Origin of the sequence: Paracoccus sp. (in: a-proteobacteria), from assembly GCF_030604785.1 — a bacterium.
Classification (GTDB): domain Bacteria; phylum Pseudomonadota; class Alphaproteobacteria; order Rhodobacterales; family Rhodobacteraceae; genus Paracoccus.
In genome coordinates this window covers 19,500-42,390 of the sequence record NZ_JAUVVF010000031.1, presented here as the reverse complement: position 1 = coordinate 42,390, position 22,891 = coordinate 19,500, and the positions used below count along the sequence as shown (strand labels likewise).

26 protein-coding genes and 1 tRNA gene are annotated in these 22,891 nt (G+C 68.3%); 9 read left to right on the top strand and 18 right to left on the bottom strand.

Annotated elements, in window-relative coordinates; all coding sequences use genetic code 11:
• Positions 1 to 133: 133 nt before the first annotated feature.
• Both rlmH and rsfS read right to left on the bottom strand, forming a co-directional pair.
• Positions 134 to 601, bottom strand: coding sequence for a 23S rRNA (pseudouridine(1915)-N(3))-methyltransferase RlmH (rlmH, locus tag QAR72_RS11135; RefSeq protein ID WP_304617446.1), 468 nt, complete (start codon positions 599 to 601; stop codon positions 134 to 136).
• 10 nt (positions 602 to 611) lie between these two features.
• Positions 612 to 962, bottom strand: a complete 351-nt coding sequence (rsfS, locus tag QAR72_RS11130; RefSeq protein ID WP_304617445.1) for a ribosome silencing factor — start codon at positions 960 to 962, stop codon at positions 612 to 614.
• Between the two features lie 390 nt (positions 963 to 1,352).
• On the opposite strand from rsfS, the gene leuC reads away from it, so the two are divergent.
• The 3 genes from leuC to QAR72_RS11115 are packed head-to-tail and all read left to right on the top strand — an operon-like array spanning position 1,353 to position 4,411.
• The gene (gene leuC, locus QAR72_RS11125; RefSeq protein WP_304617444.1) at positions 1,353 to 2,786 is read left to right on the top strand and encodes a 3-isopropylmalate dehydratase large subunit; all 1,434 of its coding nucleotides are present in this window, start codon (positions 1,353 to 1,355) and stop codon (positions 2,784 to 2,786) included.
• Between the two features lie 9 nt (positions 2,787 to 2,795).
• Positions 2,796 to 3,401 carry a 3-isopropylmalate dehydratase small subunit gene (leuD, locus tag QAR72_RS11120; protein ID WP_304617443.1) on the top strand — a complete coding sequence of 202 codons (606 nt, stop codon included), beginning with the start codon at positions 2,796 to 2,798 and terminating at the stop codon, positions 3,399 to 3,401.
• Positions 3,392 to 4,411 (top strand): endonuclease/exonuclease/phosphatase family protein, encoded by a 1,020-nt coding sequence (locus QAR72_RS11115; RefSeq protein ID WP_304617442.1) that lies wholly within the window; start codon positions 3,392 to 3,394, stop codon positions 4,409 to 4,411. The genes leuD and QAR72_RS11115 overlap by 10 nt, the downstream gene beginning before the upstream one ends.
• Positions 4,412 to 4,585: 174 nt before the next feature.
• On the opposite strand, the gene QAR72_RS11110 is transcribed toward QAR72_RS11115, so the two are convergent.
• Genes QAR72_RS11110 through QAR72_RS11070 form a run of 9 tightly spaced genes read right to left on the bottom strand, consistent with a single transcriptional unit; the run spans position 4,586 to position 11,425 of the window.
• The gene (locus QAR72_RS11110) at positions 4,586 to 4,972 is read right to left on the bottom strand and encodes a hypothetical protein (protein ID WP_304617441.1); all 387 of its coding nucleotides are present in this window, start codon (positions 4,970 to 4,972) and stop codon (positions 4,586 to 4,588) included.
• Positions 4,966 to 6,027, bottom strand: a complete 1,062-nt coding sequence (flhB, locus tag QAR72_RS11105) for a flagellar type III secretion system protein FlhB (RefSeq protein WP_304617440.1) — start codon at positions 6,025 to 6,027, stop codon at positions 4,966 to 4,968. Before flhB ends, QAR72_RS11110 begins: the two co-directional genes overlap by 7 nt.
• The gene (locus QAR72_RS11100; RefSeq protein ID WP_304617439.1) at positions 6,024 to 6,779 is read right to left on the bottom strand and encodes a flagellar biosynthetic protein FliR; all 756 of its coding nucleotides are present in this window, start codon (positions 6,777 to 6,779) and stop codon (positions 6,024 to 6,026) included. Before QAR72_RS11100 ends, flhB begins: the two co-directional genes overlap by 4 nt.
• Positions 6,776 to 8,878 (bottom strand): flagellar biosynthesis protein FlhA, encoded by a 2,103-nt coding sequence (locus QAR72_RS11095; protein WP_304617438.1) that lies wholly within the window; start codon positions 8,876 to 8,878, stop codon positions 6,776 to 6,778. Before QAR72_RS11095 ends, QAR72_RS11100 begins: the two co-directional genes overlap by 4 nt.
• Positions 8,875 to 9,156, bottom strand: coding sequence for a hypothetical protein (locus QAR72_RS11090; RefSeq protein ID WP_304617437.1), 282 nt, complete (start codon positions 9,154 to 9,156; stop codon positions 8,875 to 8,877). The genes QAR72_RS11095 and QAR72_RS11090 overlap by 4 nt, the downstream gene beginning before the upstream one ends.
• Positions 9,153 to 10,019, bottom strand: coding sequence for a flagellar motor stator protein MotA (gene motA / locus QAR72_RS11085; RefSeq protein ID WP_304617436.1), 867 nt, complete (start codon positions 10,017 to 10,019; stop codon positions 9,153 to 9,155). Before motA ends, QAR72_RS11090 begins: the two co-directional genes overlap by 4 nt.
• Positions 10,020 to 10,030: 11 nt before the next feature.
• On the bottom strand, positions 10,031 to 10,573 hold the full coding sequence (locus QAR72_RS11080) for a MotE family protein (RefSeq protein ID WP_304617435.1): 543 nt from the start codon (positions 10,571 to 10,573) through the stop codon (positions 10,031 to 10,033).
• Positions 10,566 to 10,955, bottom strand: a complete 390-nt coding sequence (locus tag QAR72_RS11075; protein ID WP_304617434.1) for a hypothetical protein — start codon at positions 10,953 to 10,955, stop codon at positions 10,566 to 10,568. The genes QAR72_RS11080 and QAR72_RS11075 overlap by 8 nt, the downstream gene beginning before the upstream one ends.
• Positions 10,952 to 11,425: a flagellar basal body-associated FliL family protein gene (locus QAR72_RS11070; RefSeq protein ID WP_304617433.1), complete on the bottom strand. Its 474-nt coding sequence runs from the start codon at positions 11,423 to 11,425 to the stop codon at positions 10,952 to 10,954. The genes QAR72_RS11075 and QAR72_RS11070 overlap by 4 nt, the downstream gene beginning before the upstream one ends.
• A 116-nt stretch (positions 11,426 to 11,541) precedes the next feature.
• Here QAR72_RS11070 and fliF point away from each other — a divergent pair, with 116 nt between their 5' ends.
• The 4 genes from fliF to fliP are packed head-to-tail and all read left to right on the top strand — an operon-like array spanning position 11,542 to position 14,652.
• Positions 11,542 to 13,122 carry a flagellar basal-body MS-ring/collar protein FliF gene (gene fliF / locus QAR72_RS11065; RefSeq protein ID WP_304617432.1) on the top strand — a complete coding sequence of 527 codons (1,581 nt, stop codon included), beginning with the start codon at positions 11,542 to 11,544 and terminating at the stop codon, positions 13,120 to 13,122.
• 8 nt (positions 13,123 to 13,130) lie between these two features.
• The gene (locus QAR72_RS11060) at positions 13,131 to 13,697 is read left to right on the top strand and encodes a hypothetical protein (RefSeq protein WP_304617431.1); all 567 of its coding nucleotides are present in this window, start codon (positions 13,131 to 13,133) and stop codon (positions 13,695 to 13,697) included.
• Positions 13,685 to 13,942, top strand: a complete 258-nt coding sequence (locus QAR72_RS11055) for a FliM/FliN family flagellar motor switch protein (protein WP_304617430.1) — start codon at positions 13,685 to 13,687, stop codon at positions 13,940 to 13,942. The genes QAR72_RS11060 and QAR72_RS11055 overlap by 13 nt, the downstream gene beginning before the upstream one ends.
• The gene (gene fliP / locus QAR72_RS11050; protein WP_304617429.1) at positions 13,939 to 14,652 is read left to right on the top strand and encodes a flagellar type III secretion system pore protein FliP; all 714 of its coding nucleotides are present in this window, start codon (positions 13,939 to 13,941) and stop codon (positions 14,650 to 14,652) included. Before QAR72_RS11055 ends, fliP begins: the two co-directional genes overlap by 4 nt.
• A gap of 2 nt (positions 14,653 to 14,654) precedes the next feature.
• Here fliP and dxs read toward each other — a convergent pair whose 3' ends face one another.
• The 6 genes from dxs to dapF form a co-directional block, all read right to left on the bottom strand.
• On the bottom strand, positions 14,655 to 16,571 hold the full coding sequence (dxs, locus tag QAR72_RS11045) for a 1-deoxy-D-xylulose-5-phosphate synthase (RefSeq protein WP_304617428.1): 1,917 nt from the start codon (positions 16,569 to 16,571) through the stop codon (positions 14,655 to 14,657).
• Positions 16,572 to 16,598: 27 nt separating this feature from the next.
• Positions 16,599 to 17,462: a polyprenyl synthetase family protein gene (locus QAR72_RS11040; protein ID WP_304617427.1), complete on the bottom strand. Its 864-nt coding sequence runs from the start codon at positions 17,460 to 17,462 to the stop codon at positions 16,599 to 16,601.
• Positions 17,462 to 17,698, bottom strand: coding sequence for an exodeoxyribonuclease VII small subunit (locus QAR72_RS11035; protein ID WP_219829032.1), 237 nt, complete (start codon positions 17,696 to 17,698; stop codon positions 17,462 to 17,464). Before QAR72_RS11035 ends, QAR72_RS11040 begins: the two co-directional genes overlap by 1 nt.
• Positions 17,695 to 18,615 carry a histone deacetylase family protein gene (locus tag QAR72_RS11030; RefSeq protein ID WP_304617449.1) on the bottom strand — a complete coding sequence of 307 codons (921 nt, stop codon included), beginning with the start codon at positions 18,613 to 18,615 and terminating at the stop codon, positions 17,695 to 17,697. The genes QAR72_RS11035 and QAR72_RS11030 overlap by 4 nt, the downstream gene beginning before the upstream one ends.
• Positions 18,616 to 18,762: 147 nt before the next feature.
• Positions 18,763 to 20,028: a tRNA (N(6)-L-threonylcarbamoyladenosine(37)-C(2))-methylthiotransferase MtaB gene (gene mtaB / locus QAR72_RS11025; protein WP_304617426.1), complete on the bottom strand. Its 1,266-nt coding sequence runs from the start codon at positions 20,026 to 20,028 to the stop codon at positions 18,763 to 18,765.
• Complete coding sequence (gene dapF / locus QAR72_RS11020) at positions 20,025 to 20,855, bottom strand: diaminopimelate epimerase (protein ID WP_304617425.1); 831 nt, start codon at positions 20,853 to 20,855, stop codon at positions 20,025 to 20,027. Before dapF ends, mtaB begins: the two co-directional genes overlap by 4 nt.
• A gap of 94 nt (positions 20,856 to 20,949) precedes the next feature.
• Between dapF and QAR72_RS11015 the strand changes: the two genes are divergently transcribed.
• Positions 20,950 to 21,025 (top strand) — tRNA-Lys (locus QAR72_RS11015).
• Positions 21,026 to 21,076: 51 nt separating this feature from the next.
• Here QAR72_RS11015 and QAR72_RS11010 read toward each other — a convergent pair.
• A complete protein-coding gene (locus tag QAR72_RS11010) occupies positions 21,077 to 21,493 on the bottom strand; it encodes an META domain-containing protein (RefSeq protein WP_304617424.1) in 417 nt (138 codons plus the stop codon).
• Between the two features lie 125 nt (positions 21,494 to 21,618).
• On the opposite strand from QAR72_RS11010, the gene QAR72_RS11005 reads away from it, so the two are divergent.
• Entirely contained in the window at positions 21,619 to 22,887 is a 1,269-nt protein-coding gene (locus tag QAR72_RS11005) for a 4-aminobutyrate--2-oxoglutarate transaminase (RefSeq protein WP_304617423.1), read from the top strand.
• Positions 22,888 to 22,891: the final 4 nt, after the last annotated feature.

Here is a 22,891-nt window from a genome sequence, read left to right as displayed (position 1 = left end):
CGGCGCGGTCGGGCGCGCTCTGCTCGGGCCGGTCCGACAGGCCCCAGCCGTCGAGAATGCACAGGATAACGGGTTTGCTCATCTCTGCCTCGCCGAGTTTTTCCCCTTCTACGCCTCCGCCCGCCCGCGGCGACTAGACCCGGTGATAGGGCGAGCCGGCCAGGATCGTGGCTGCGCGGTAAAGCTGCTCGGCCAGCATGACGCGCACCAGCATATGCGGCCAGACCATGCGACCCAGACTGATCTGCCAATCGGCCCGCGCGCGCAGCGAGGGATCGATCCCGTCCGCGCCGCCGATGATGAAGCAGACGTCGCGCGCCTCGTCGCGCCAGGCGGCCAGGCGCGCCGCGAAACCGGGCGAGTCCGGCAGGTCGCCCCGCTCGTCCAGCATAACCAGCGCCGCCCCCGCAGGGACCGCGCGCGTCAGCAGCTCGGCCTCGGCGGCCATGCCGCCTCCGGCGCGCGCCTCGACCTCGTGCAGGGTGACAGGGGGCAGGCCAAGCGCGCGGCCCGTGCGGGCAAAGCGCGTCAGGTAATCCTCGACCAACGCGGCCTCGGGGCCTTTCTTCAGCCGCCCGACGGCGGCAAGGTCGATCCGCATTCCGGCGCCGTCAGGGCGCCGGGCGGTCGGTGTCGCGCAGCCGGGTCAGGGCGTCTGCGGGCAGCCACATCTTTTCCAGCTGGTAGAATTCGCGGACCTCGGGGCGGAAGACATGCACGACCACGTCATCGGTGTCGATCAGCACCCAGTCGCCGGCATCCTTGCCCTCGATCCGCGGGCTGCGGCCGGTGGCCTGCTTCACGCGCTCGGCCAGCTTCTCGGCGATCGAGGCGACCTGGCGCGAACTGCGGCCAGAGGCGATCACCATGTGGTCGGCGATGGCGGAACGGCCGCGCAGGTCGATGCTGATCACATCCTCGGCCTTGTCGTCATCCAGCGACGTCAGAACGAGCGACAGCATCCGATCCTCGCCCGAGGCCGGATTGGCGGTGGTCTTGGCCGGCCCTTGGGCCGACGGGACGTCTTGTGACAGGGTTTCATCCTCCGGTCGTCGCGCCGAAGGCCCCGGCGCAGGGATGGTGCAAAGATAGCATCTTTTCGGGCCATCTCAATCTCTGGCGGGCCGGATTCGCGCGCAGCAGGCGGAAACGGGCCCCTCAGCGGCCTTGCCAGACGTGACGGCACGTCCTAAGGTCGGCCCATGATGCGTTATTTCGACATTCATGACCGCGCGCGCCTGCCGCAGCGATTCTATGGCGAAACGCTCTGCGTGACGGCGCGGGGCTGACGGCGCACGGGCATTTGCCCGGCCCTGCCCCCATTCCTGCATCACAGCCGAAAGACCTCAGCCATGACCATTCCCGCAGCCGCAGCGCCGCGCACGCTTTATGACAAGATCTGGGACGCCCATGTGGTGGACCGGCAAGAGGACGGCACCTGCCTTCTCTATATCGACCGGCACCTCGTCCACGAAGTGACCAGCCCGCAGGCCTTCGAGGGGCTGCGCATGACCGGCCGCAAGGTCCGCGCCCCCGAACGCACCATCGCGGTGCCCGATCACAACGTCCCCACCACCTGGGACCGCGAAAAGGGCATCGACAACGAGGAATCGCGCATCCAGGTCGATGCGCTGGACCGCAATGCCCGCGAATTCGGCGTCGTCTACTATCCGGTGAACGACATCCGGCAGGGCATCGTCCATATCGTTGGCCCCGAACAGGGCTGGACCCTGCCCGGCATGACGGTGGTCTGCGGCGACAGCCACACCGCGACCCACGGCGCCTTCGGCGCGCTGGCCCACGGCATCGGCACCTCCGAGGTGGAGCATGTCCTGGCCACCCAGACCCTGATCCAGGGCAAGTCGAAGAACATGAAGGTCGAGATCACCGGCCGCCTCGCCCCCGGCGTCACCGCCAAGGACGTGGTGCTGGCCATCATCGCCGAGACCGGCACGGCGGGCGGCACCGGCCATGTCATCGAATATTGCGGCGAGGTGATCCGCAACCTCTCGATGGAAGGCCGCATGACGATCTGCAACATGGCCATCGAGGGCGGGGCCCGCGCGGGCCTGATCGCCCCGGACGAGACGACCTTCGCCTATGTCAAGGGCCGCCCCCACGCGCCGAAGGGCGCCCAATGGGAAGCGGCGCTGGCCTGGTGGAAGACGCTCTATTCGGATGACGGCGCGCATTTCGACAAGGTCGTGACGCTGCGCGGCGAGGATATCGCCCCGACCGTGACCTGGGGCACCAGTCCCGAGGATGCGCTGCCCATCACCGCCCGCGTTCCCGCACCCGAGGATTTCACCGGCGGCAAGGTCGAGGCCGCGCGCCGGTCTCTGGATTACATGGGCCTGATCGCGGGCACGCCCCTGACCGAGATCGCCATCGACGCCGTCTTCATCGGCTCTTGCACCAACGGCCGGATCGAGGATCTGCGCGCCGCCGCCGACGTGCTGCGGGGCCGCCATCTGGCCGAGGGCGTGCGCGGCATGGTCGTGCCCGGCTCGGGCCTCGTGCGCGCCCAGGCCGAGGAAGAGGGGCTGGACCAGATCTTCAAGGATGCCGGCTTCGAATGGCGTCTGGCGGGCTGTTCCATGTGCCTTGGCATGAACCCCGACCAGCTTGCGCCGGGCGAGCGTTGCGCCGCGACCTCGAACCGCAATTTCGAAGGGCGTCAGGGCTACAAGGGCCGCACCCATCTGATGAGCCCGGCCATGGCCGCGGCGGCGGGCGTGGCCGGTCGTCTGGTCGATATCCGCGAATTCGCAGCCCAGCCCGCGTAAGGACAGATCATGGACAAGTTCACCACCCTCACCGGGATCGCCGCGCCCATGCCGCTGGTCAATATCGACACGGACATGATCATCCCCAAGCAGTTCCTGAAGACGATCAAGCGCTCGGGTCTGGGCGTCAACCTGTTCGACGAGCTGCGCTATGACCGCGACGGCAACGAGATCCCCGATTTCGTCCTGAACCAGACGGCCTATCGCGATGCGCAGATCCTGATCGCGGGCGACAATTTCGGCTGCGGCTCGTCGCGCGAACACGCGCCCTGGGCGCTTCTGGATTTCGGCATCCGCTGCGTGATCTCGACCAGCTTCGCCGACATCTTCTTCAACAATTGCTTCAAGAACGGCATCCTTCCGGTCGTCCTGCCGCAAGACGCCGTGGATGCCCTGATGGAGGATGCCCGCAACGGCGCGAATGCCCGTCAGACCGTCGATCTTGAGGCGCAGACCGTCACCGCCTCGGACGGGCGCAGCTGGTCCTTCGAGATCGACCCCTTCCGCAAGCATTGCCTGCTGAACGGGCTGGACGATATCGGGCTGACGATGGAAAAGGCTCCCTCGATCGACAGCTACGAGACGCAGATGGCCCAGGCCCGCCCTTGGGTCTGAGGCTTGCGCTGATCCTTCTGGCGCTGGCCCTGCCCGCCAGCGCCAAGGACCTTCGCCTTGCCACATGGAACCCCGGCCTCTCACGCGACGGGCCGGGGCTCTTGCTGCGCGACATCACGGCCCGTGACCCGCAGGTTCTGGCCGCCGCGCAGGTGATCGCCGCGAGCGCGCCCGACGCGATCCTGCTGACCGGCTTCGACTGGGATCTGGAGGGGCGCGCGCTGTCCGCCTTTGCCGCACTGGTGGCCGAACACGGCCATGCGATGCGCCATGCCCATGCTGGCCAGCCCAATTCGGGCATGGACAGCGGGGCCGATCTGGATGGCGATGGCCGGATCGGCGGGCCGCGCGACGCCCAAGGCTACGGGGCCTTCACGGGCCAGGGCGGCCTGGCGATCCTGTCGCGACTGCCGATCGCCGGGGTCACGGATCACAGCGCGACGCTCTGGCGCGATCTGCCGGACCACCGGATGCCCGACGACGACCATGCCGACCTGCAGCGCCTGTCCTCGACCGCGCATTGGGACGTGACGCTCGTAACGCCGCAGGGGCCGCTTCATCTTCTGGCCTTCGCCGCGACGCCGCCGGCCTTCGAGCCGCGCAACCCGGCGCGCAACCATGATGAGGCCGCGTTCTGGCTGCACCACCTGCCCGACGCGCCCTTTGCCATCATCGGCAACCTCAATCTGGACCCGATGGACGGCGACGGAGACCCGGCCGCCCTGCACGCCCTGCTCGCGGTCGCGCAGGACCCGCAGCCCCGTGGGGCGTGGCAGCCCCCACAGACCGGGCCGAATGCCGGGCATCGCGGCGATCCGGCGCTGGACACGGCGGAATACACCCGCGCGCCGGGAAATCTGCGCCTCGACTACATCCTGCCCGCCCGAATGCTTTCCGTGACAGGCGCGGCAGTGCTTTGGCCCTCGCCCGACGATCCCCTGGCCGACGCCGCGGCGCGCGCGTCCCACCGCAAGCTTGTCTGGACCGACCTTCGCCTGCCCACGGAATAGCGCCCGCGCCCCGATCGTGCGGCCTTCGTCTGCATGACCAAGGCAAACGCCATCCCGGAGACCGGGCCACCGCGCGTCGGCCCAAGGCGGGAGCCGAACTTTCGGGCAGAGAGCCACCTGCACACGCTTCCTCGCCGCGTCCTATCCCCCGATCTGCGGCGCATTACGCCTTGCCTATTCCCCCGACAGCTCCCTGTCCCGCTTCTGTCGCGCCCGGGTCAAAGCGGCGTCGGCCATTTCGGCCAGCACCTCTGCACGTCCGAACTCGCGCCCTGCGCGTTCGCGCATCTGGTCAAAGCGGGGCTGCATCCGGGCCAGTTCCGCCTGCGCGCGCGCCAGATCCCGAGCCGCCCGTCCGGCCTGGGCGTTGGCCATCCGCGCCTCGGGAACGCTTAGCGGTGCGTCGGCTGCATAGCTCTGGGCCATCGCGGCGCGGGATGCCTCGACCTGCTCGTGCGCGGCCAGCACGTGCCGCCGAAAGGCCGCGAGCTTCTTCAACTCCTGCTCGGCCCGTAGACGGGCGACGCGCTCCAGCGCGCTCAGCATGCCGGGCCTCACCATGCGCGCCGCGCCTTGGCGCGCATCTTCTCGGCAAACCGGATCGCGGCGGCCACGGCGGCGAAATGCTCGCGCCGGACCTCGTCGCCGATGCGGACGCTGGCGTGGATCGCGCGTGCGCAGGGCGGATCGGACCAGATCGGGACATTGTTTTCCCGCGCCTTTTCCCTGATCCGCGCCGCGATCTCGTCCGTTCCCTTGGCCACGCAGACCGGCGCCCGCCCCGAGCCGCGCTGCCATCGCAGCGCGACCGCGTAATGGGTGGGGTTCACGATGACGACATCCGCCTGCGCGACCTCGGCCAGCATCTGCTTCATCGCCAGATCGACGGCGCGCTGCCTGCGCGCGGCCTTCATGTGCGGATCGCCCTCGGAATCCTTCAATTCGTCCTGCATGTCCTTGCGGCTCATGCGGTTCTTGCGGCGGTGATCGAACCACTTCCAGCCCAGATCGGGCGCGGTGAACAGCACCGAGACGGCAAGACCCAGCAGCAGCACCCGGCCCAGCATGTCCCCCAAGGCCCATATCCAGGCCTCGCCAGTCATGGCCGAGGCGCCGATCTCGTCCAGCAGGGCGGCGAACAGAAACCAACCGCCCAGACAGACCAGCACCGCCTTGCCGACCGAGATCGCGAACGTCATCAGACCCGAGGCGCCGAATTTCTGCGCGGCATTCTTGACCGGATTGACCCGATTGACATCAAAAGCCAGCTTCTGGACCGAAAAAGCCCAGCCCCGCTGGATGAACAGGCTTGCGACGATGGCCATCACCGGCAGGCAGGCCAGGATCACGAAAGCCAGGGCCGCGTGCTGCGCCAGCGTCTGGCCCAGCCTGAAGACGCCGCCGACCGGCCAGCCCTCGGCGCCCATCGCCCGCGCGGCCATGCCCAGCCATTGCCGCACCGCAAGGCCCGCGATCATGGCAAAGGCAAGCCAGGCGCCCAGATACATCGCCGCCGTCGTCAGCTCGGTCGAGCGAGGAACGTCGCCCTTTTCGCGCGCCTTCTGCAGCTTCTGCTCGGTCGGCTCGAACTGCTTGTCGTCCTTGTCGTCGCTCATGGTGCCACCGGCAGCATGAAGCCCAGAACCCGATCCGCCCAGAGCGAGATCAGCAGCGGCGCCAGAATGGCCAGCGCGACCAGCGCCAGCAGGATCGAGACCGGCGCCCCGATGAAGATCACGGGCAGGCTGGGCATGACCCTGTTGATGACGCCCGACAGCGCCTGAAAGAGAAAGCCGCCGATCGTGAAGGGCGCGGCCAGCATCATCGCCAGCCAGAAGCTGTCGGCGACGACGCGCACCCCGTTGGCCAGGACGTAATCCGCATCGGGAAAGGCGCCGGGCGGCCAGATCCGCAGACTGTCGGCCAGCAATTCGAGGATCATCACCGGCAAGCCAAGCGCCATCAGCACGGCCAGCGCAGAAAGCTGGATCAGGTTTCCGACCGGATGGGGCGAGGTTTCGTTCTGGATGCCCATGATCTGCGACAGAGAGGCAGTCGCCGCGATGGCGGTCGTCGCCACGTCAAGCGCCAGCGCCAGCAGCCGAAGGAAGGCCCCGGTCAGAAAGCCGATCACCATCTGCGAGGCGATGTCGGTCAGGATCGGCAGAGGCGCTTCGGGGATGGGCCGCGGGGCCACCAGATCCGCCAGCAGGGGTGTGACCGCAAGGGCCAGCGCCACGCGCAGACGCGCAGGCAGCATCCGCTCGCCCAATGCGGGCAGGATCAGGATGCAGGCCTGCACCCGTGCGTAGACCAGCACCAGCGCCCAGTCGATCTGAGGGATGGCGGCAAGGACCTGCTGCATCATGGGGCGGCCTCGATCGTGGCCAGCAGCCGCAATTCGGCGCCCGGGTCGATCTCTTCCAAGCCCAGCACCGGCACGCCCAGCCCGTTCGCGCCCAGAACCGCGCGCACCATGCGGCGGCGGTGATCCGGAGCCACCACGACGCAGCGCTCGACCGGATCGACCGAGGCCAGCGCCTTGCGCGTCGCCTCCAGCAAGCGGGCGGAAAGCGCGGGCGTCATCGCCCCGCTGCCGGGGCGGCCGGTCTCGGCATCGGCGCGGACGAATTCGGCCTCCCATCCCGGATGCAACTGGACGGCCGCGACCCGACCCGCATCGTCGGCGAATTGCTGCGTGATCTGGCCCCGCAGGCGCTTGCGGACCAGTTCGTAGACCATCTCAGGCTGCTCGATGCTGCGGAACTCGCTGATCGCGTCCACGATCATCGGCAGGTTGCGGATCGAGATCCGCTCGTCCAGCAGCGCCCTGAGGATCGCCAGCAGCGTCTCCGGCAACACCTTGTCGGGGATCGTGCTGTCGAAATACTTCCGATACCGCTCGGCCCGAACCGGATCCGAGATGTTCTTGAGCTCCTCGATCTGGCGCTGCAATGCCGAAAGGTTCATCAGCGCCGAGAGGTTCGACTTGACCACCTCCATCAGATGCGTCGAAAGCACCTCCATCGGCGTCACGACGGTCGCGCCCAGAAGGGCGGCCTCTTCCTGGCTGTCGGCGGCGATCCAGCGGGCGGGGCTGGCATAGACGGGCTCGCGGACCGCAGTGCCGCCCAGCTGCGCCAGTAGCTGATCGCCGCCAAGCGCAAGGATCTGGTCGTGGCGCAGCGTGCCGCGGCCCCGCACCACGCCCTGGACCCGTATCTGATACTCGCCCGGCAGCAGGTCGTCGGTGTCGGTGATGCGCACGTCGGGCAGGATCAGCCCATAGGTCCGGGCGACATGGATGCGCAGATTCGTGACCCGGCTGCCCAGACCCCGCGCCTGATCCAGTGCGGCCAGCACCAGATCGGCCCCGATCTCGACGCTGATCTCGTCCGTGTCGAGGACATCGCCGATCCGCGCAGCGGGGCGGGTCGCGGGCTCTGGCGCGGACAGCGCCTCGTCCATGGCGGGCCCCTGCGCGGCGCGGCGCCAGATCGCCCAGGCGACGGCCGCGAGGATCCCGGCCAGCGCGAAGAAGATCGGCTTGGGCATGCCGGGCACCAGCGCGATCACCACAAGAGCGGCGGCGACCATCGCCGCGGGCCGCCAGTTGCGAGCGAATTCATGCGACAGCAGATGCGCCGTCGTCTCGGTCGCGCCGCCGCGCGACAGCAGCAGCGCTGCCGCCATCGAGGTGATCAATGCGGGGATCTGGCTGACCAGGCCGTCGCCGATGGTCAGGTGAGAATAGGTCGAGGCGGCCTCGGCCACCGGCATCCCATGCACGAAGATGCCGACGCCAAGCCCCACCAGCAGGTTGATCAGCGTGATGACGATCCCGGCGATCGCGTCGCCCTTGACGAATTTCGAGGCACCGTCGAGCGAGCCGAAAAAGCTGATTTCGCGCTGTTCCTGGGCGCGGCGGCGCTTGGCCTCCTGGTGGTCGATCGCGCCGGCATTGAGGTCGCCGTCGATGGCAAGCTGCTTGCCCGGCAGCGAGTCCAGCGCGAAACGCGCGGCAACCTCGGCCATGCGGCCCGAACCCTTGGTGATGACCATGAAGTTCACCACCGAAATCACCGCGAAGACCGTCAGGCCGACGAGGATCGAGCCCCCCGCCACGAATTTGGCAAAGCCATTGATCACCTGTCCGGCCGCCTGCGTGCCGTTATGCCCCTCGGTCAGGATCAGCCTGGTCGAGGAGACGTTCAGCGACAGCCTGATGACGAGACTGACCAGAAGCAGCACCGGAAAAGCTTGGAAATCGGTCGGCTTGTCCACCAGAGAGGCCATCACCAGAACCAGTGTGGCGGTCGCGATGGACAGCGCGATCCCGGCATCCAGCGCCGAGGCGGGCAGCGGAACGACCAGCGAGATCACGACGAGGACGAGCCCTCCGGTGATCAGCAGGGGCGCGTCCAGAAGCTTGTTCGACTTGCGCGTGATCGCGGCAACGGGGGTCATTCATCTGCCTTTCTGGCTGGCGTGGCGGGGCGCAGCAGATCTCCGACGGGCCATGAGGCACCAGTCAGCAGACCCATCCGGCGCAGTTGCGCAAGAGCCGCGACCCGGTCAGCGGGCTCCATCGCCAGCAGGCGCAGGCGATAATCCCGGGGCAGCGGCCTGCCCTCCAGAAGCCAGCCCTTCGCGTTGGCGACGAACGCCTCCAGAGGATCGGTCGCGCCCGGCTCGGCGGCAGACAGCGCAAGGGCCAGGATCAGGGCAGCCGCCGGCGCGGTCATGCTGCCCTCTTGAGGTCGCGCAGTGCGGTTTCCAGCGAGTCGAAACTGGGCCGGCAATGCTCGGGGACCGCCTGCCTTCCGACCTCGACGCAGAGCGAGGTTGCATGCTGGTGAAGGCCCGCGACGAGGACGGACTTGATTACCTCGTAAAAGCCCATGTCCTGCTTGACGACCGTTCCCAACCGGTTCGCCAGCGGCCCGACAAAACCGTAGGACAGGAACACCCCCAGAAATGTGCCGACAAGCGCGCCGCCGATCATCTTGCCCAGCACCGGAGGCGGCTGGTCGATCGAGCTCATCGTCTTGATCACGCCCAGCACCGCCGCCACGATCCCCAGGGCGGGCAGCGCGTCAGCCATGTTCTGCAGCGCGTGGGGAACGTGCATCTCTTCCTCGCGCAGGGCGGCGATGCGGCGCGACAGCATGTCCTCGACCTGATAGGGATCGTCGTAGTTCAGGCTGGCCGAGCGCAGCGTGTCGGCGATCAGCGAGGCCACGTCGTGATCCTCCGCAAGCCTGGGATAGGCCGAGAAGATCGAGGATTCGTGCGGGTTCTCGATATGCTGCTCGAGGCCGACCGGGTTCTCGCGCGCGAGCTTCAGTAGCTGGAACAGCAGGCACAAGACGTCCTGGTGATCCTGCGCGGTCCATTTCGGGCCCTTGATGGCGCGGATGATGCTGGACAGGGTCGTCTTCAGGACATGGCTGTCATTGCCCAGCAGATAGGCGCCGATCGCGGCGCCCATGATCATCATCATCTCGAAGGGAAGGGCGTGCATGATCACGCCCATCTTGCCGCCTGCCAGCAGGTAGCCCCCGAAGACCATCGCGATGGTGAAGACGATGCCGACGATACCGAACATGACTGGCCCCTCTAGCGGTTTCTGACGCTGCGCGCGCCCATTTGCGCGGTCAGCAGCGCGGCCTGCGCCGGCTCGACTGCAGCGATGATGCGTGCCCCGGTCGCGGGCTGCACGCGCATCAGGATCTCGGCCGCAAAGTCGGGCGGCAGGTTGGCCAGGATCGCGGCGGCCTCGGCCGGTTTCATCTGGTCGTAGACGGCGATCAGGCGTTCGATGTCGTCGCGGATGGCGGCGGTGGCGCCCTCGCGTCGCGAGCGCACGCCGTCCTGCTGGCTGCGCAATTCGATCAGCCTTTCGCGCAGACTGGCCTCGGCGGTGGCGATCTCGGCCTTGCGGGCGTCGAGCGCCTGCATGTAGCGCTCGATCCGCAGGGCGCGGTCGCGCAGCTCTCCGGCCAGGGCCACCGCCTCGGGGACATCGCCGCAGCCGCTGAGCAGTTCGTCCTGCGCGGCGACGGCGGCGAAGAGGTCGCGGACCTCGAAGCGCGCGGCCAAGGCAAGGGCGACCGGCGCCGCGAAGGCCAGCGCCAGAACGGGAAGGATGCGCCTAGCCATGGCCTGCCTCCTGACGTTTGCGGCGGCGGCGCAGCAGCAGCTCGGCCTCGGCCTTGCGGGCGGGCGCAGGCGGCGGCGCGTCATCGGCAGGCGCCATCGCGGCGGCCGCGATCTTCTGGCGCAGATCCCAAAGGGCGCGCTCGCGTCTTGCGGCGGCAACCTCATCGGCCAGCGCGCGGCTGGCAGAGGTCGCCTCGTCCCGGGCCGAGCGGATGGCCCTTTCCAGCCGGTCCACCTCGGCCGCCATGACGGCGATGGCGCCGCCCAGCCCGGTTTCCAGGTCGTTCAGCCGCCGCAGCCTGCGCGCCAGCGCGATGCAGAAGACCGCAAGCCCGAGGCAGGCAAGCAGCAGCCCCCCCTGAAGAAGATGATCAATGCTCATTTGAAGCGGAACTCCGTGATCAGAAGGTCTCGCACGGGCTCTTCGCCCAGCACGAGGCGGGTGCGCGTGACAAGTTCGGCGCGGATCACCTCGAGAACGCCGCGCCGCTGATAGGCCGCCGGATCGACACCCGAGAGAAACGTCGTGAACAGGTCCGATATGCGGGGCATCAGATGCTCGACCTGCGCGCGATGGGCGGCGTCGGTCTCGATCGCGGCCTGGACGATCAGCGTGCGGCTGTTCGGGCCGGGCACGATCACCTCGACCGGCGGGACATTGACGAATTCGACCGCCGGAATCGCGGCCTTGGCCGGCGCCGCCTCGCGGTGCAGCAGGTCCGAGGGCGACCAGAGCCCTACGAAGGTCGAGCCGAAGCCGCCCCCGCCAAGCGCCAGCGCCGCGATGATGGCAAGCAGCATGCCGCGCGATCGCGGCGGGGTGTCCTCGGTCTGGGCGATGGCGTCGGCCATGGTGATTCTCCGTTCTGATGGGACCGGAATACCAAGTTGCGACTAACCAATTCTTAAGCCCGGCCATGCCATGAAGACCGGGACAGACAGAACGTGCTGATTCGAGAGGATGGGTTTTGCAAAAACTGCAGGACTACTGGAACGAGCGAAGCTCGCAACAAAGGCTGCTTCTGGTGGCAGCATTCGCGGCGACTTTCATGGCGGTCGCCTCGTTTGCCTGGCTGGTGAACCGGCCCGGCATGGCGCTGATCTATGGCGGGCTGGATTCCGCACAGGCCGGCGAGGTGATCGCCGGAATCGAACGCGCCGGCATCGCCTATGAGGTGCGCGGCGACGCGATCTGGGTCGAGGCGACGCAGCGCGACCGCCTGCGCATGGATCTGGCCGCGCAGGGCCTGCCAGCCGCCAGCAGCACGGGCTACGAGCTTCTGGACGGGATGACGGGCTTCGGCACGACCTCGCAGATGTTCGACGCGGCCTATTGGCGGGCGAAGGAGGGGGAGCTCGCGCGCACGATCCTGGCCCTGCCCAATGTCCAGGCCGCGCGGGTGCATCTGGCGGTCGAAAGCGGGCGCGGCTATCGGCGCGACCAGAACGGCAGCGCCTCGGTCACGCTGACCATGTCGGGCGGCACGATCACCCGCGAACAGGCGGCGGCGCTGAAATACTTGGTCTCGTCGGGCGTGCCGGGCATGCAGCCCGACCGCGTGACGGTCATCGACACGCAGCGCGGTATCATCGCCGCAACCGAGGACCGGACGGGCGGCGACCGCGCCGCCGAGATCAAGCGCAATGTCGAACGGATCCTGGAACCCCATGTCGGCATCGGCAACGCCATCGTCGAACTGAACCTGGATCTGATCACCGAAACCGAGCTGCTGACCGAACAGCGCTTCGATCCCGATCAGCGCGCGATGATCTCTCAGGTGACCGAAGAGACCTCGGATCAGAGCAACTCGACCGGCGCAGGGCCGGTGACGGCGGCCTCGAACCTGCCGGACGCACAGGCGCAGCCCGGCGACAACAGCCAGAGCGCGCGGCAGGAAAACCGGCAGCAGCAGAATTTCGAGGTCAGCCGCGTCACGCGCGAGGTCTCGCGCCAGCCGGGATCGACGCGCCGCATGACCGTCGCCGTTCTGGTCAACGGCACCGCGCAGACCAACGCGCAAGGCGAGACGGTCTTCGTGCCGCGCCCCGAGGCCGAGCTTCAGGTGCTGCGCGAGCTGGTCGCCTCGGCGGTGGGCTATGACGCGGCGCGCGGCGACCAGATTACCGTCAAGTCGCTGCCCTTCGTGGCGCTTGGGCAGGAGGGGACGCTGGCGCGCCCCGCGCTGATTGACCGGCTCAACCTCGACAACCTCGTGCGGCTGGTGCTGATCGGGATGTTCCTGCTGGCGGCCTTCCTGCTGGTGCTGCGCCCCTTGCTGCGCAGCCGCCCCGAGCCCGAGACCCCGCGCCTGCCGCAGCCCGAGGACAGCCCCCCCTTCCTGACGCCGCTTGGCGGGATGCTGGCGGACGACATGCCGATTAACCCCAGCCCGATGCTGATCGAGCCGCTGCCCCTGATGTCCGGCGACCCGCTGCAGCTGCCCCCCGCCGACCCGGTCTCGCGGCTGCGCAGCATGATGCGAGAGCGCCACGAGGAAAGCGTCAAGATCCTCGCCGGCTGGATCGCCGAGAAGGAGAAAGCGAATTGAGCCTTGCCATGTTCAAACTGGAATCCTTTTCCCGCCAGCCCGAGCAGCTTGCGCCTGGGGAACAGGTCTTCTCTCGCGACGCGGTCGATCAGGCCTATATGGACGGCTACGGCGCGGGTCAGGCCGAAACGCGCGAGGCGCAAGTGGCCGAGCTGTCTCAGGCGATCGCGCTGCTGGCGGCCAGCCTTGCCGATGACGAGGCGCGGCGCGCCGTTCTGCGCGCCGAAGCCGTCGCGGCGCTGCTGCCGCTGCTGTCGCAAGTTCTTGACGTGATGGCGCCGGCTGCGGTCTCGCAGCGTCTTGAACAGGCGCTTGCGGCGGAACTGGCCCGGCTGTCGGAACGCGCGGCGCCGCTGCGGGCGCGCATCTCGTGCGGGGCCGGGCTGATGGCGCTGGTGGGGGAATTGCTGGACCGGCACGGCCTGTCCGGGATCGAGATCAGCCAGGCGGCCTGTCCGCAGGTGGTCATCTCGCTGGAAGGCGGTCGGATCGAGCTGGACCCCGCACAGGCCGCAACAGAGATCGCGGCCCTCATCGCCGAAATCACGCAGGAGAGCGCATCATGGACGCATTGAAGACCCTGATCGATACCGACGGCATCCAGGTCGAGATCACGATCCGTCTGGGCCGCACCCGCCGGACGGTCGCCGAACTGGCGCGGATGAAGCCCGATGACGTCCTGATGCTGGACCAGCCGATCGAGGACGGGGTCGAGATCTGCGTGGGCGACAAGGTCATCGCGCGGGGCGAGTTGACCGGCGACGAAGGCGTTGAGGACAGGCTGTGCGTCCGCATCCTCGGCACGACGGGGCTGGCGTGAGATCGGCCATCCTGCTGCTGGCGCTGCTGATCCCGGGTGCGGCCGCCGCGCAGGATCTCGAGGCCGGGCTGGCCCAGGGGCTGGGGGCGGGGCTGGGCCAGAACGCGGTCCTTCTGCTGCTGGCTCTGACCGCGCTGTCGCTGGCGCCCGCCTTGGCGATCATGGTGACAGCCTTTCCGTTCATCGTCACCGTCCTGTCGATCCTGCGGCAATCCATCGGGCTGCAACAGGCGCCTCCGAACATGCTGATCATCAGCCTGGCGCTGTTTCTGACCTGGTTCATCATGGACCCGGTCCTGCGGGATGCATGGCAGCTGGCCGGCCAGCCGCTTCAGGCCGGAGAGATCGGCATCGGCGAGGCCTTCGCCCGTGGGATCGAGCCCTTCCGCCAGTTCATGATGGCGCGCACCAATCCCTCGACCCTGGCCGGTCTGGCCGAGATCGCGCCCGGACAGGGTGCCCCCGAGGATCGGCTCTCCGTCCTTGTCCCCTCGTTCATGCTGTCCGAGATCCAGCGCGCCTTCGAGATCGGCTTCCTGATCGCGCTGCCCTTCCTGATCATCGATCTGGTGGTCTCGGCGGTGCTGATGTCGATGGGCATGATGATGCTGCCCCCGGTCGTGGTGTCGCTGCCTTTCAAGCTCGCCTTCTTCGTCGCGGTGGACGGCTGGACGCTGATCGCCGCCGCCCTGGTGCGAAGTTACCAATGAAATCAGGCGCGTCGCGTATCCAGCGTCTCGACACCCAGCACCGAAAGGACACGGTCCACGATATGCTGCGCGTTCAGCTTCGACGTATCATACATGGCGACCGGCGCGTCGTGATCGACAAAGCTGTCCGGCAGCACCATCGAGCGGAACCGCAGCCCCCGGTCAAAGACGCCTTCATCGGCCAGCAATTGCGCGACATGGCTGCCGAAACCGCCGACCGCGCCCTCTTCGATCGTGATCAGCGCGTCGTGCCGCGCGGCCAGATCCATGATCAGGTCGCGGTCCAGGGGCTTGGCAAAGCGCGCATCCGCCACGGTGGGCTGGATGCCGCGGGCCGACAGTGCCTCGCGCGCGGCCATCACCTCCGAGAGGCGGGTGCCGAAGGACAGGATCGCGACGCCCTTGCCCTCGGCGATCATGCGGCCCTTGCCGATGGGCAGGACCTGGCCGCGTTCGGGCAAATCGACACCGGTTCCCTCACCGCGCGGAAAGCGGAACGCGATGGGCCCGCTGTCATGGGCGGCGGCAGTGGCCACCATATGCATTAGCTCGGCCTCGTCGGCGGCAGCCATGACGACAAATCCCGGCAAATTCGCCAGAAAGGCGATGTCGTAGGCGCCCGCATGGGTCGGCCCGTCCTGTCCGACCAGCCCGGCGCGGTCGATGGCAAAGCGCACGGGCAGGTTCTGGACCGCGACATCATGGACGACCTGATCATAGCCGCGCTGCAGGAAGGTCGAATAGATCGCGCAGAAGGGCTTCATCCCGCCCGCCGCCAGACCCGCGCAGAAGGTCACGGCATGCTGTTCGGCGATACCCACATCGAAGCAGCGCCGCGGAAAGCGCTGCGCGAACTGCTTGAGACCCGTCCCGTCGGGCATGGCCGCCGTGATGCCGAGGATGCGCTCGTCGCGGGTGGCCTCGTCAATCAGGGCCTGCGCGAAGACGGCGGTGTAGCTGGGCGCGTTCGACTTGGCCTTGGCCTGAACGCCGGTGATCACGTCGAACTTGCCGGTCGCATGGCCGCGGTCGGCGGCCTCCTCGGCGGGGGCATAGCCCTTGCCCTTCTTCGTGACGGCATGGATCAGGATCGGCCCCGTCGCGCGGGCCTTGACCGTCCGCAGAAGCGGCAGCAGCAGGTCCATGTCATGCCCGTCGACCGGTCCGACATAGGAAAAGCCCAGCTCCTCGAAGAGAGTGCCGCCGATCGTCATGCCCTTCAGCATTTCCTTGGCGCGGCGCGCGCCCTCCTGCAGCGCCTCGGGCAGCAGGCCGACCGCGCCCTTGGCGGCCGCCTTCAGTTCCTGGAACGGGCCGCCCGTATAAAGGCGCGTCAGATAGGACGACATGGCGCCGACCGCGGGCGCGATCGACATCTCGTTGTCGTTCAGGATCACGATCAGCCGCTTGCCCAGATGGCCGGCATTGTTCAGCGCCTCGTAGGCCATGCCCGCGCTGAGCGCGCCGTCGCCGATCACCGCGATCGCGTCACCCGGATCGCCGCCCAGTTCCCGCGCCATCGCAAAGCCCAGGGCCGCCGAGATCGAGGTCGAGGAATGCCCGGCCCCGAACGGGTCATAGGGGCTCTCGGTGCGTTTGGTGAAGCCCGCAAGGCCGCCGCCCTGACGCAGCGTGCGGATGCGGTCGCGCCGCCCGGTCAGGATCTTGTGCGGATAGCATTGATGCCCGACATCCCAGATGATCTTGTCGCGCGGCGTGTCAAAGACCGCGTGCAGCGCGACGGTCAGTTCCACCACGCCCAGACCCGCGCCCAGATGTCCGCCCGTCACGCTGACCGCGCTGATCGTCTCGGCCCGCAATTCATCGGCCAGTTGCCGCAATTCGCGGTCGTTCAGGTCCTTGAGGTCCGAAGGCAGGCTCACCCGGTCCAGCAGCGGCGTCTTGGGTCGGTCTGTCATGGCTGGCCCCCTCCCGGGCGGGCGTTTTCAGGTGTCGCGCTCGATAACGAAGCGCGCCAGGGCGCGCAAGTTCCCCGCTGTCGCACCATATTGCGCCAGGGCAGCCTCGGCGGCGGCCACATGGTCCCGCGCGGCGATGCGCGCCCCTTCAAGCCCCAGCAGCGACACGAAGGTCGCCTTGCCCGCCGCATCATCCTTGCCCACGCGCTTGCCGGTCCGCGCCTCGTCGCCGGTCACGTCCAGAATGTCGTCCGCGATCTGGAAGGCCAGGCCCATCTCGGCCGCATAGAGGTCCAGCGCGGCGGGATCGTCGCCCGCGATCAGCGGCCCGGCCGTCGCGGCGAAGCGGATCAGCGCGCCCGTCTTGCCGCCCTGAAGACGCATGATCGCCGCCAGGTCCAAGGGCTGGGCAGCGGTTTCGGCCTCGATATCCAGTGCCTGCCCCCAGACCATCCCCTCGGCCCCGGCCGCACGGGCCAGCGAAGCGACCAGCCGCAGCCGCGCCTCGGCCCCGCCGATCACCGGATCGGCCAGCAAGCCGAAGGCCAGCGTCTGCAGGGCATCCCCCGCCAGGATCGCCGTCGCCTCGGACCATTTCACATGAACGGTGGGCTGGCCCCGCCGCAGGTCGTCATCGTCCATCGCGGGCAGATCGTCATGGACCAGACTATAGGCATGCAGCGCCTCGACCGCAGCCGCCACCGGCAGGGCCGCCCGATCAGGCACCCCGTGCAGTCGCGCGGATTCCATCACCAGATAGGCCCGCAGCCGCTTGCCGCCAGACACGGCATAGCGCATCGCATCCGCCAGGGCCCCGCCGGGCAGAGCATCGATCGCATGATCCAGCGCGGCCTGGACCTGCACCTGAACGGCGCCCAGCCGATCCTGCATCACAGACCCTCGACCGGTTCCGTTCCCGTCGGCTGGCCATTCGCGGCCAAGGTGATCTTCTCGACCCGCTCCTCGGCCTCGCGCAGCCGCGCCTCGCAATGCGCACGCAGGGCGGCGCCGCGTTCATACAGCGCGATGGATTCCTCCAGCGTCGCCTCGCCGGTCTCCAGCTTGCCGACCGTGGCCTCCAGCTCGCGCATGGCCTCCTCGAACGAGAGGGTGTTGATATCGCTCATCCAGTGGCCTCCATCAGCGTCTTCACATGGGCGCGCACAGACCGGCCCAGAGCCGGCAGATCATAGCCACCTTCCAGACAGGATACCACCGGTGCCCCGCACCGTGCCGCCATGTCGCAGATGTCGCGCGTCAGCAGGGCGAAATCCTCCTCGTCCCAGTCCAGCCCGGCCAGCGGGTCGGCCCCATGTGCGTCGAACCCGGCCGAGACCAGCACAAGCTGCGGCCGATGCGCTTCCACCGCCTCCAGCGCCAGCGCCCATTCGCGCCGGGCCAGAACCCCGTCGCTGCCTTCGGGCAGCGGGATGTTGATCACCTGGCCATGCGATCCGGTCTCGCTGGCCGCCCCGCTGCCGGGGTAAAGCGGCATCTGGTGGCTCGAGACGAACAGCGCCCGAGCCTCGTCCCACAGCAGGTCCTGCGTGCCGTTGCCGTGATGCACGTCGAAATCCAGAACCGCCACGCGCGAGAGGCCATGATGATCCAGCGCCCGCTTCGCCGCGATGGCGACGGTGCCGAACAGGCAGAACCCCATTGCGGTCTCGCGCTCGGCATGATGTCCGGGCGGACGCATGGCGACAAACGCAGCGCCCGCCTCGCCCGCCAGAACCGCATCCACCGCCGCGCAGGCCCCGCCCACGGCGCGCAAAGCCGCCTCCAGCGAGCCGGGCGATTGCCAGGTATCGGCATCCAGCATCCGCACCCCGTCCAGCGGCGCCCCGTCGCGCAGCCCGGCCAGATAGGATGCCGGATGACAGCGCAGCACCTCCTCGTGGGCGCAGGGAAGGGCCTCGCGCCGGTCCAGCGCCAACCCGTCCAGCGCCCCGATCACGGCCGCATGACGCGCCACCTGCTCGGGATGCCCCTCGGGCGTCACATGCCCGGCGGCGGCCTCATGGCTGTAGACGATCACTCCCATCCGCATGTCCCTCCCCTTCGGACCAAGCCTAGAAGTCCGCCCCAAGGGCCACAACCCCGCCCCTTTGCCTTGGCGAAAATATCCCGGGGGGAGTCCGCAGGACGGGGGGCAGCGCCCCCCTGCCCGGCCCGACAAGCCGAGCCTCGGTCAGACGGTCAGCCGCTGCCCGTCATGCCCGGCGATGCTCAGCGTCAGCAGCGCGCCTTCGGGCTGATCCTCGGCAAAGGCCACCTCGGTGAATTGCTCGGTGCGGCCGAGGCGCGGGCCCTCGGTCAGGATGCGATGGGTCAGACCGCGCTGCGCCTCCAGATGGTCGCGCAGGGCCGCGTCGCCCGCCGCGCGCAGACGCGCGGCACGGTCCCGGATCACCGGGCCGGGCACGGCGGGCATGCGTGCGGCGGGCGTGCCCTTGCGCGCCGAATAGGGGAACACGTGCAGAAATGTCAGCCCGCATTCCCCGACCAGCTTCAGCGAATTCTCGAACATCGCCTCGGTCTCGGTCGGAAAGCCCGCGATGATGTCCGCGCCAAAGACCATGTCGGGGCGCAGCCGCCGCGCCTCCTCGCAAAAGGCGATGGCATCGTCGCGCAGATGGCGGCGCTTCATCCGCTTCAGGATCATGTCGTCGCCCGCCTGCAGCGACAGATGCAGATGGGGCATCAGGCGCTTCTCGGTGGCGATGGCCAGCATCAGGTTCTCGTCCGCCTCGATGGAATCGATCGACGAGATCCGCAGCCGCGGCAGGTCCGGAACCAGCCGCAGGATGCGCATGACCAGATCGCCCAGACGCGGCGTGCCGGGCAGATCGGCGCCCCACGAGGTCAGGTCCACACCGGTCAGCACGACCTCGTTGAAGCCCCGCCCGACCAGCCGCCTGATCTGCTCGACCACGACCCCAGCCGGGACCGAGCGCGAATTGCCGCGCCCATAGGGGATGATGCAGAAGGTGCAGCGATGATCGCAGCCGTTCTGGACCTGCACATAGGCCCGGTGCCGCCCGAAGCCGTCGATCAGGTGGCCCGCCGTTTCCCGAACCGACATGATGTCGTCCACGACGACCTTTTCCGTCTCGCCGATCAGGTCGGGGGCGCGCAGGGATGCCCAGGTCTCGGGTTGCATCTTCTCGTGATTGCCGATGACCTTTGTCACCTCCGGCATGGCGGCAAAGGTCTCGGGCTCGGTCTGGGCGGCGCAGCCGGTCACGATCACCGGGGCGCCCGGATTTTCGCGCGACAGGCGGCGGATCTCCTGCCGGGCCTTGCGCACGGCCTCGGCGGTCACCGCGCAGGTGTTCACCACCACTGCACCGGATAGGCCCGCAGCCTCGGCCATCTCGCGCATGGCCTCGGTCTCGTAGGCATTCAGCCGGCAGCCGAGCGTGGAAAAGACCGGTGCTTTCGCGGGCGCGCTCATGCTGCAAGCCATGCGGGCGTCAGCCGCCCCTCGAAGACCAGGGCGGTCGGCCCCTCCATCCAGACGCCGTCCTCGCGCCAGTCGATCATCAGAACGCCCCCCGGCACCTCGACCCGGACGCGGCGATCCGTCAGCCCGCGCCGCGCCGCAGCCACCGCCGCCGCGCAGGAGCACGACCCCGAGGCCAGCGTCGGCCCGGTGCCGCGTTCCCAGATCCGCAGCCGGATCGCATCGCGCGACAGGACCTGCACGATCTCGACATTGGTGCGCTGCGGATAAAGCGGGTGATGCTCCATCTCGGGGCCGAAGGCGGCCAGATCGACCGCCGCGGCATCATCGACGAAAAAGGTCACATGCGGGTTGCCCATGCCGGTGGCGGCTGGGTCGCCCGCGATCGGCAGATGGTCGATATCGACCGGCTGCGCCAGCGGGATCGCCTGCCAGTCCAGCACCGGCGATCCCATGTTCACCCGCGTCAGCCCGTCCCCCGCATCCTCGGCCAGAAGCACGCCGTGATCGGTCCGCAGGTGCAGCCGGGCCACGCCGCCCTGATCCATCAGCCAGCGCGCGATGCAGCGCGTCGCGTTGCCGCAGGCCGCCGAGAAAGAGCCGTCGGCATTCCAGAAGACCAGCCGCGCATCGGCATCCGCGCAATCCTCGATCGCCGCCAGCTGGTCGAAACCGACACCCCTGTTGCGGTCCGCGATGCGCGTGACAAGGCCCGCATCGGGCCGGGCAAGGCCGCCGCGCAGGTCAAGAACCACGAAGTCGTTTCCAAGGCCGTGCATCTTCAGAAAGGGCAGGCCGGTTTCAGGGGGCTGTGTCATGGGCGCGATATAGGCCCGCGGAAACGATTCCGCCAGCGCGTTCATTTTTTCGCTTGACGCCACCGGCCACCCCCCCTAGGAAGCGCCTCGTGTTGGGCCCATAGCTCAGTTGGTAGAGCAACTGACTTTTAATCAGTGGGTCACAGGTTCGAATCCTGTTGGGCTCACCACTGTATCCTTTCCCCCGGAAATGATCACGACACGCCGCGGCGGCGCCCCCTTCAGGGGGCCGCTCTCAGCGTGATGCGCGGCTTGCCGGCCTTGGTCAGCGCGACCTCGTCGCCATCACCGGCCGTGATTCCGTCGACATCCTCGAGCGCGGCGAAAAAGCCGTTCTCGGCATCCATCCGCGCCTCGTCCAGACAGGCCATGCGGGTGGCGCCCGCCGGACCGATGCGCAGGATGGCGCCATCCTGGTTGAAATTCGCGAACCAGCGGTTGCACGGGCCCTGACCGGCCAGACGACCGGCCTCGACCACTTCCAGCGTGACATCGGCGGGGGCGGGCTGGCCCTCGATCTGCGTCACGGCGAAACGCTGGCCGCTCTCGAGGGCAAAGGGCGTGGGCGCGGGGGCGGGCGTCCGGCACGCGGCCAGGGCGGCAACGGCGGCAAGCAGTGGAAGCGACAGGCGAAACATGGCGAACCTCGCGTCAGACACGGCCGCGACTGTGCCCCGGCTTTCGCCATGCCGCAAGGCCGTGCAACAGCAGTTGCAAAACGCCCGCGCCCGCTAGACATTCATCCCAAACCACGGAGCATGCCATGTCCAGCCTGACCGATCGCAAGAATGCCGCCATCTCGCGCGGGGTGGGCATGACCACCCAGATCTATGCCGAGCGCGCCGAGAATGCCGAGATCTGGGACAAGGACGGCAACCGCTATATCGACTTTGCCGCAGGCATCGCGGTGGTGAATACCGGCCACCGCCATCCCCGCATTGTCGAGGCCGTGCGCGCCCAGCTGGACCGCTTCACCCATACCTGTCATCAGGTCGTCCCCTACGAGAACTACGTCTCGCTGGCGGAACGGCTGAACGCGCTGGTGCCGGGGGATTTCCCGAAAAAGACGATCTTTGCCACGACCGGCGCCGAGGCGGTCGAGAACGCGATCAAGATCGCCCGTTACCACACCCGCCGCCCCGGCATCGTCAGCTTCGCGGGCGGCTTTCACGGGCGCACCTTCATGGGGATGGCGCTGACCGGCAAGGTCCAGCCCTACAAGGCGGGCTTCGGGCCGATGATGCCGGATGTCTGGCACCTGCCCTTTCCCAACCCGCTCCACGGCGTTTCGGCCGAGGATTCGATGAAGGCGCTGCACCAGCTGTTCAAGGCCGATCTGGAACCGGCACGCGTCGCCGCGATCATCGTCGAGCCGGTGCAGGGCGAGGGCGGCTTCTACGAGGCTCCCGCCAGCTTCATGGCGGAACTGCGCGGCCTTTGCGACGCGCATGGCATGCTGCTGATCGCGGACGAGGTGCAGACCGGCTTTGCCCGCACCGGCAAGCTGTTCGCGATGGAGCATCACGACGTCGAGGCCGATCTGGTCACGATGGCCAAGGGTCTGGGCGGCGGCCTGCCGATCAGCGCCGTGACCGGCCGGGCCGAGGTGATGGACGCGCCCCATCCCGGCGGGCTGGGCGGCACCTACGCCGGCAACCCGCTTGCGGTGGCAGCGGCCCATGCCGTGCTGGACGTGATCGAGGACGAGGGCCTGTGCGAGCGCGCCACGCGCCTTGGCAACCGGCTGAAGCAGCGTCTGGCGGGCATCCGCGACACCGTGCCCGAGATCGTCGATATCCGCGGCCCCGGCTTCATGAACGCGGTCGAATTCAACCTGCCCGGCACCGACAGCCCCGCCCCCGATTTCGCCGCCCGCGTCCGCGAAGAGGCTTTGACCCGCGGCCTGATCCTGCTGACCTGCGGCGTCCATGGCAACGTGATCCGCTTTCTGGCGCCCCTGACCATCCCCGATCCGGTCTTTGACGAGGCGCTGGATGTGCTGGAAGCCTCGCTGATCGCGGCACGCAGCTAGGCGC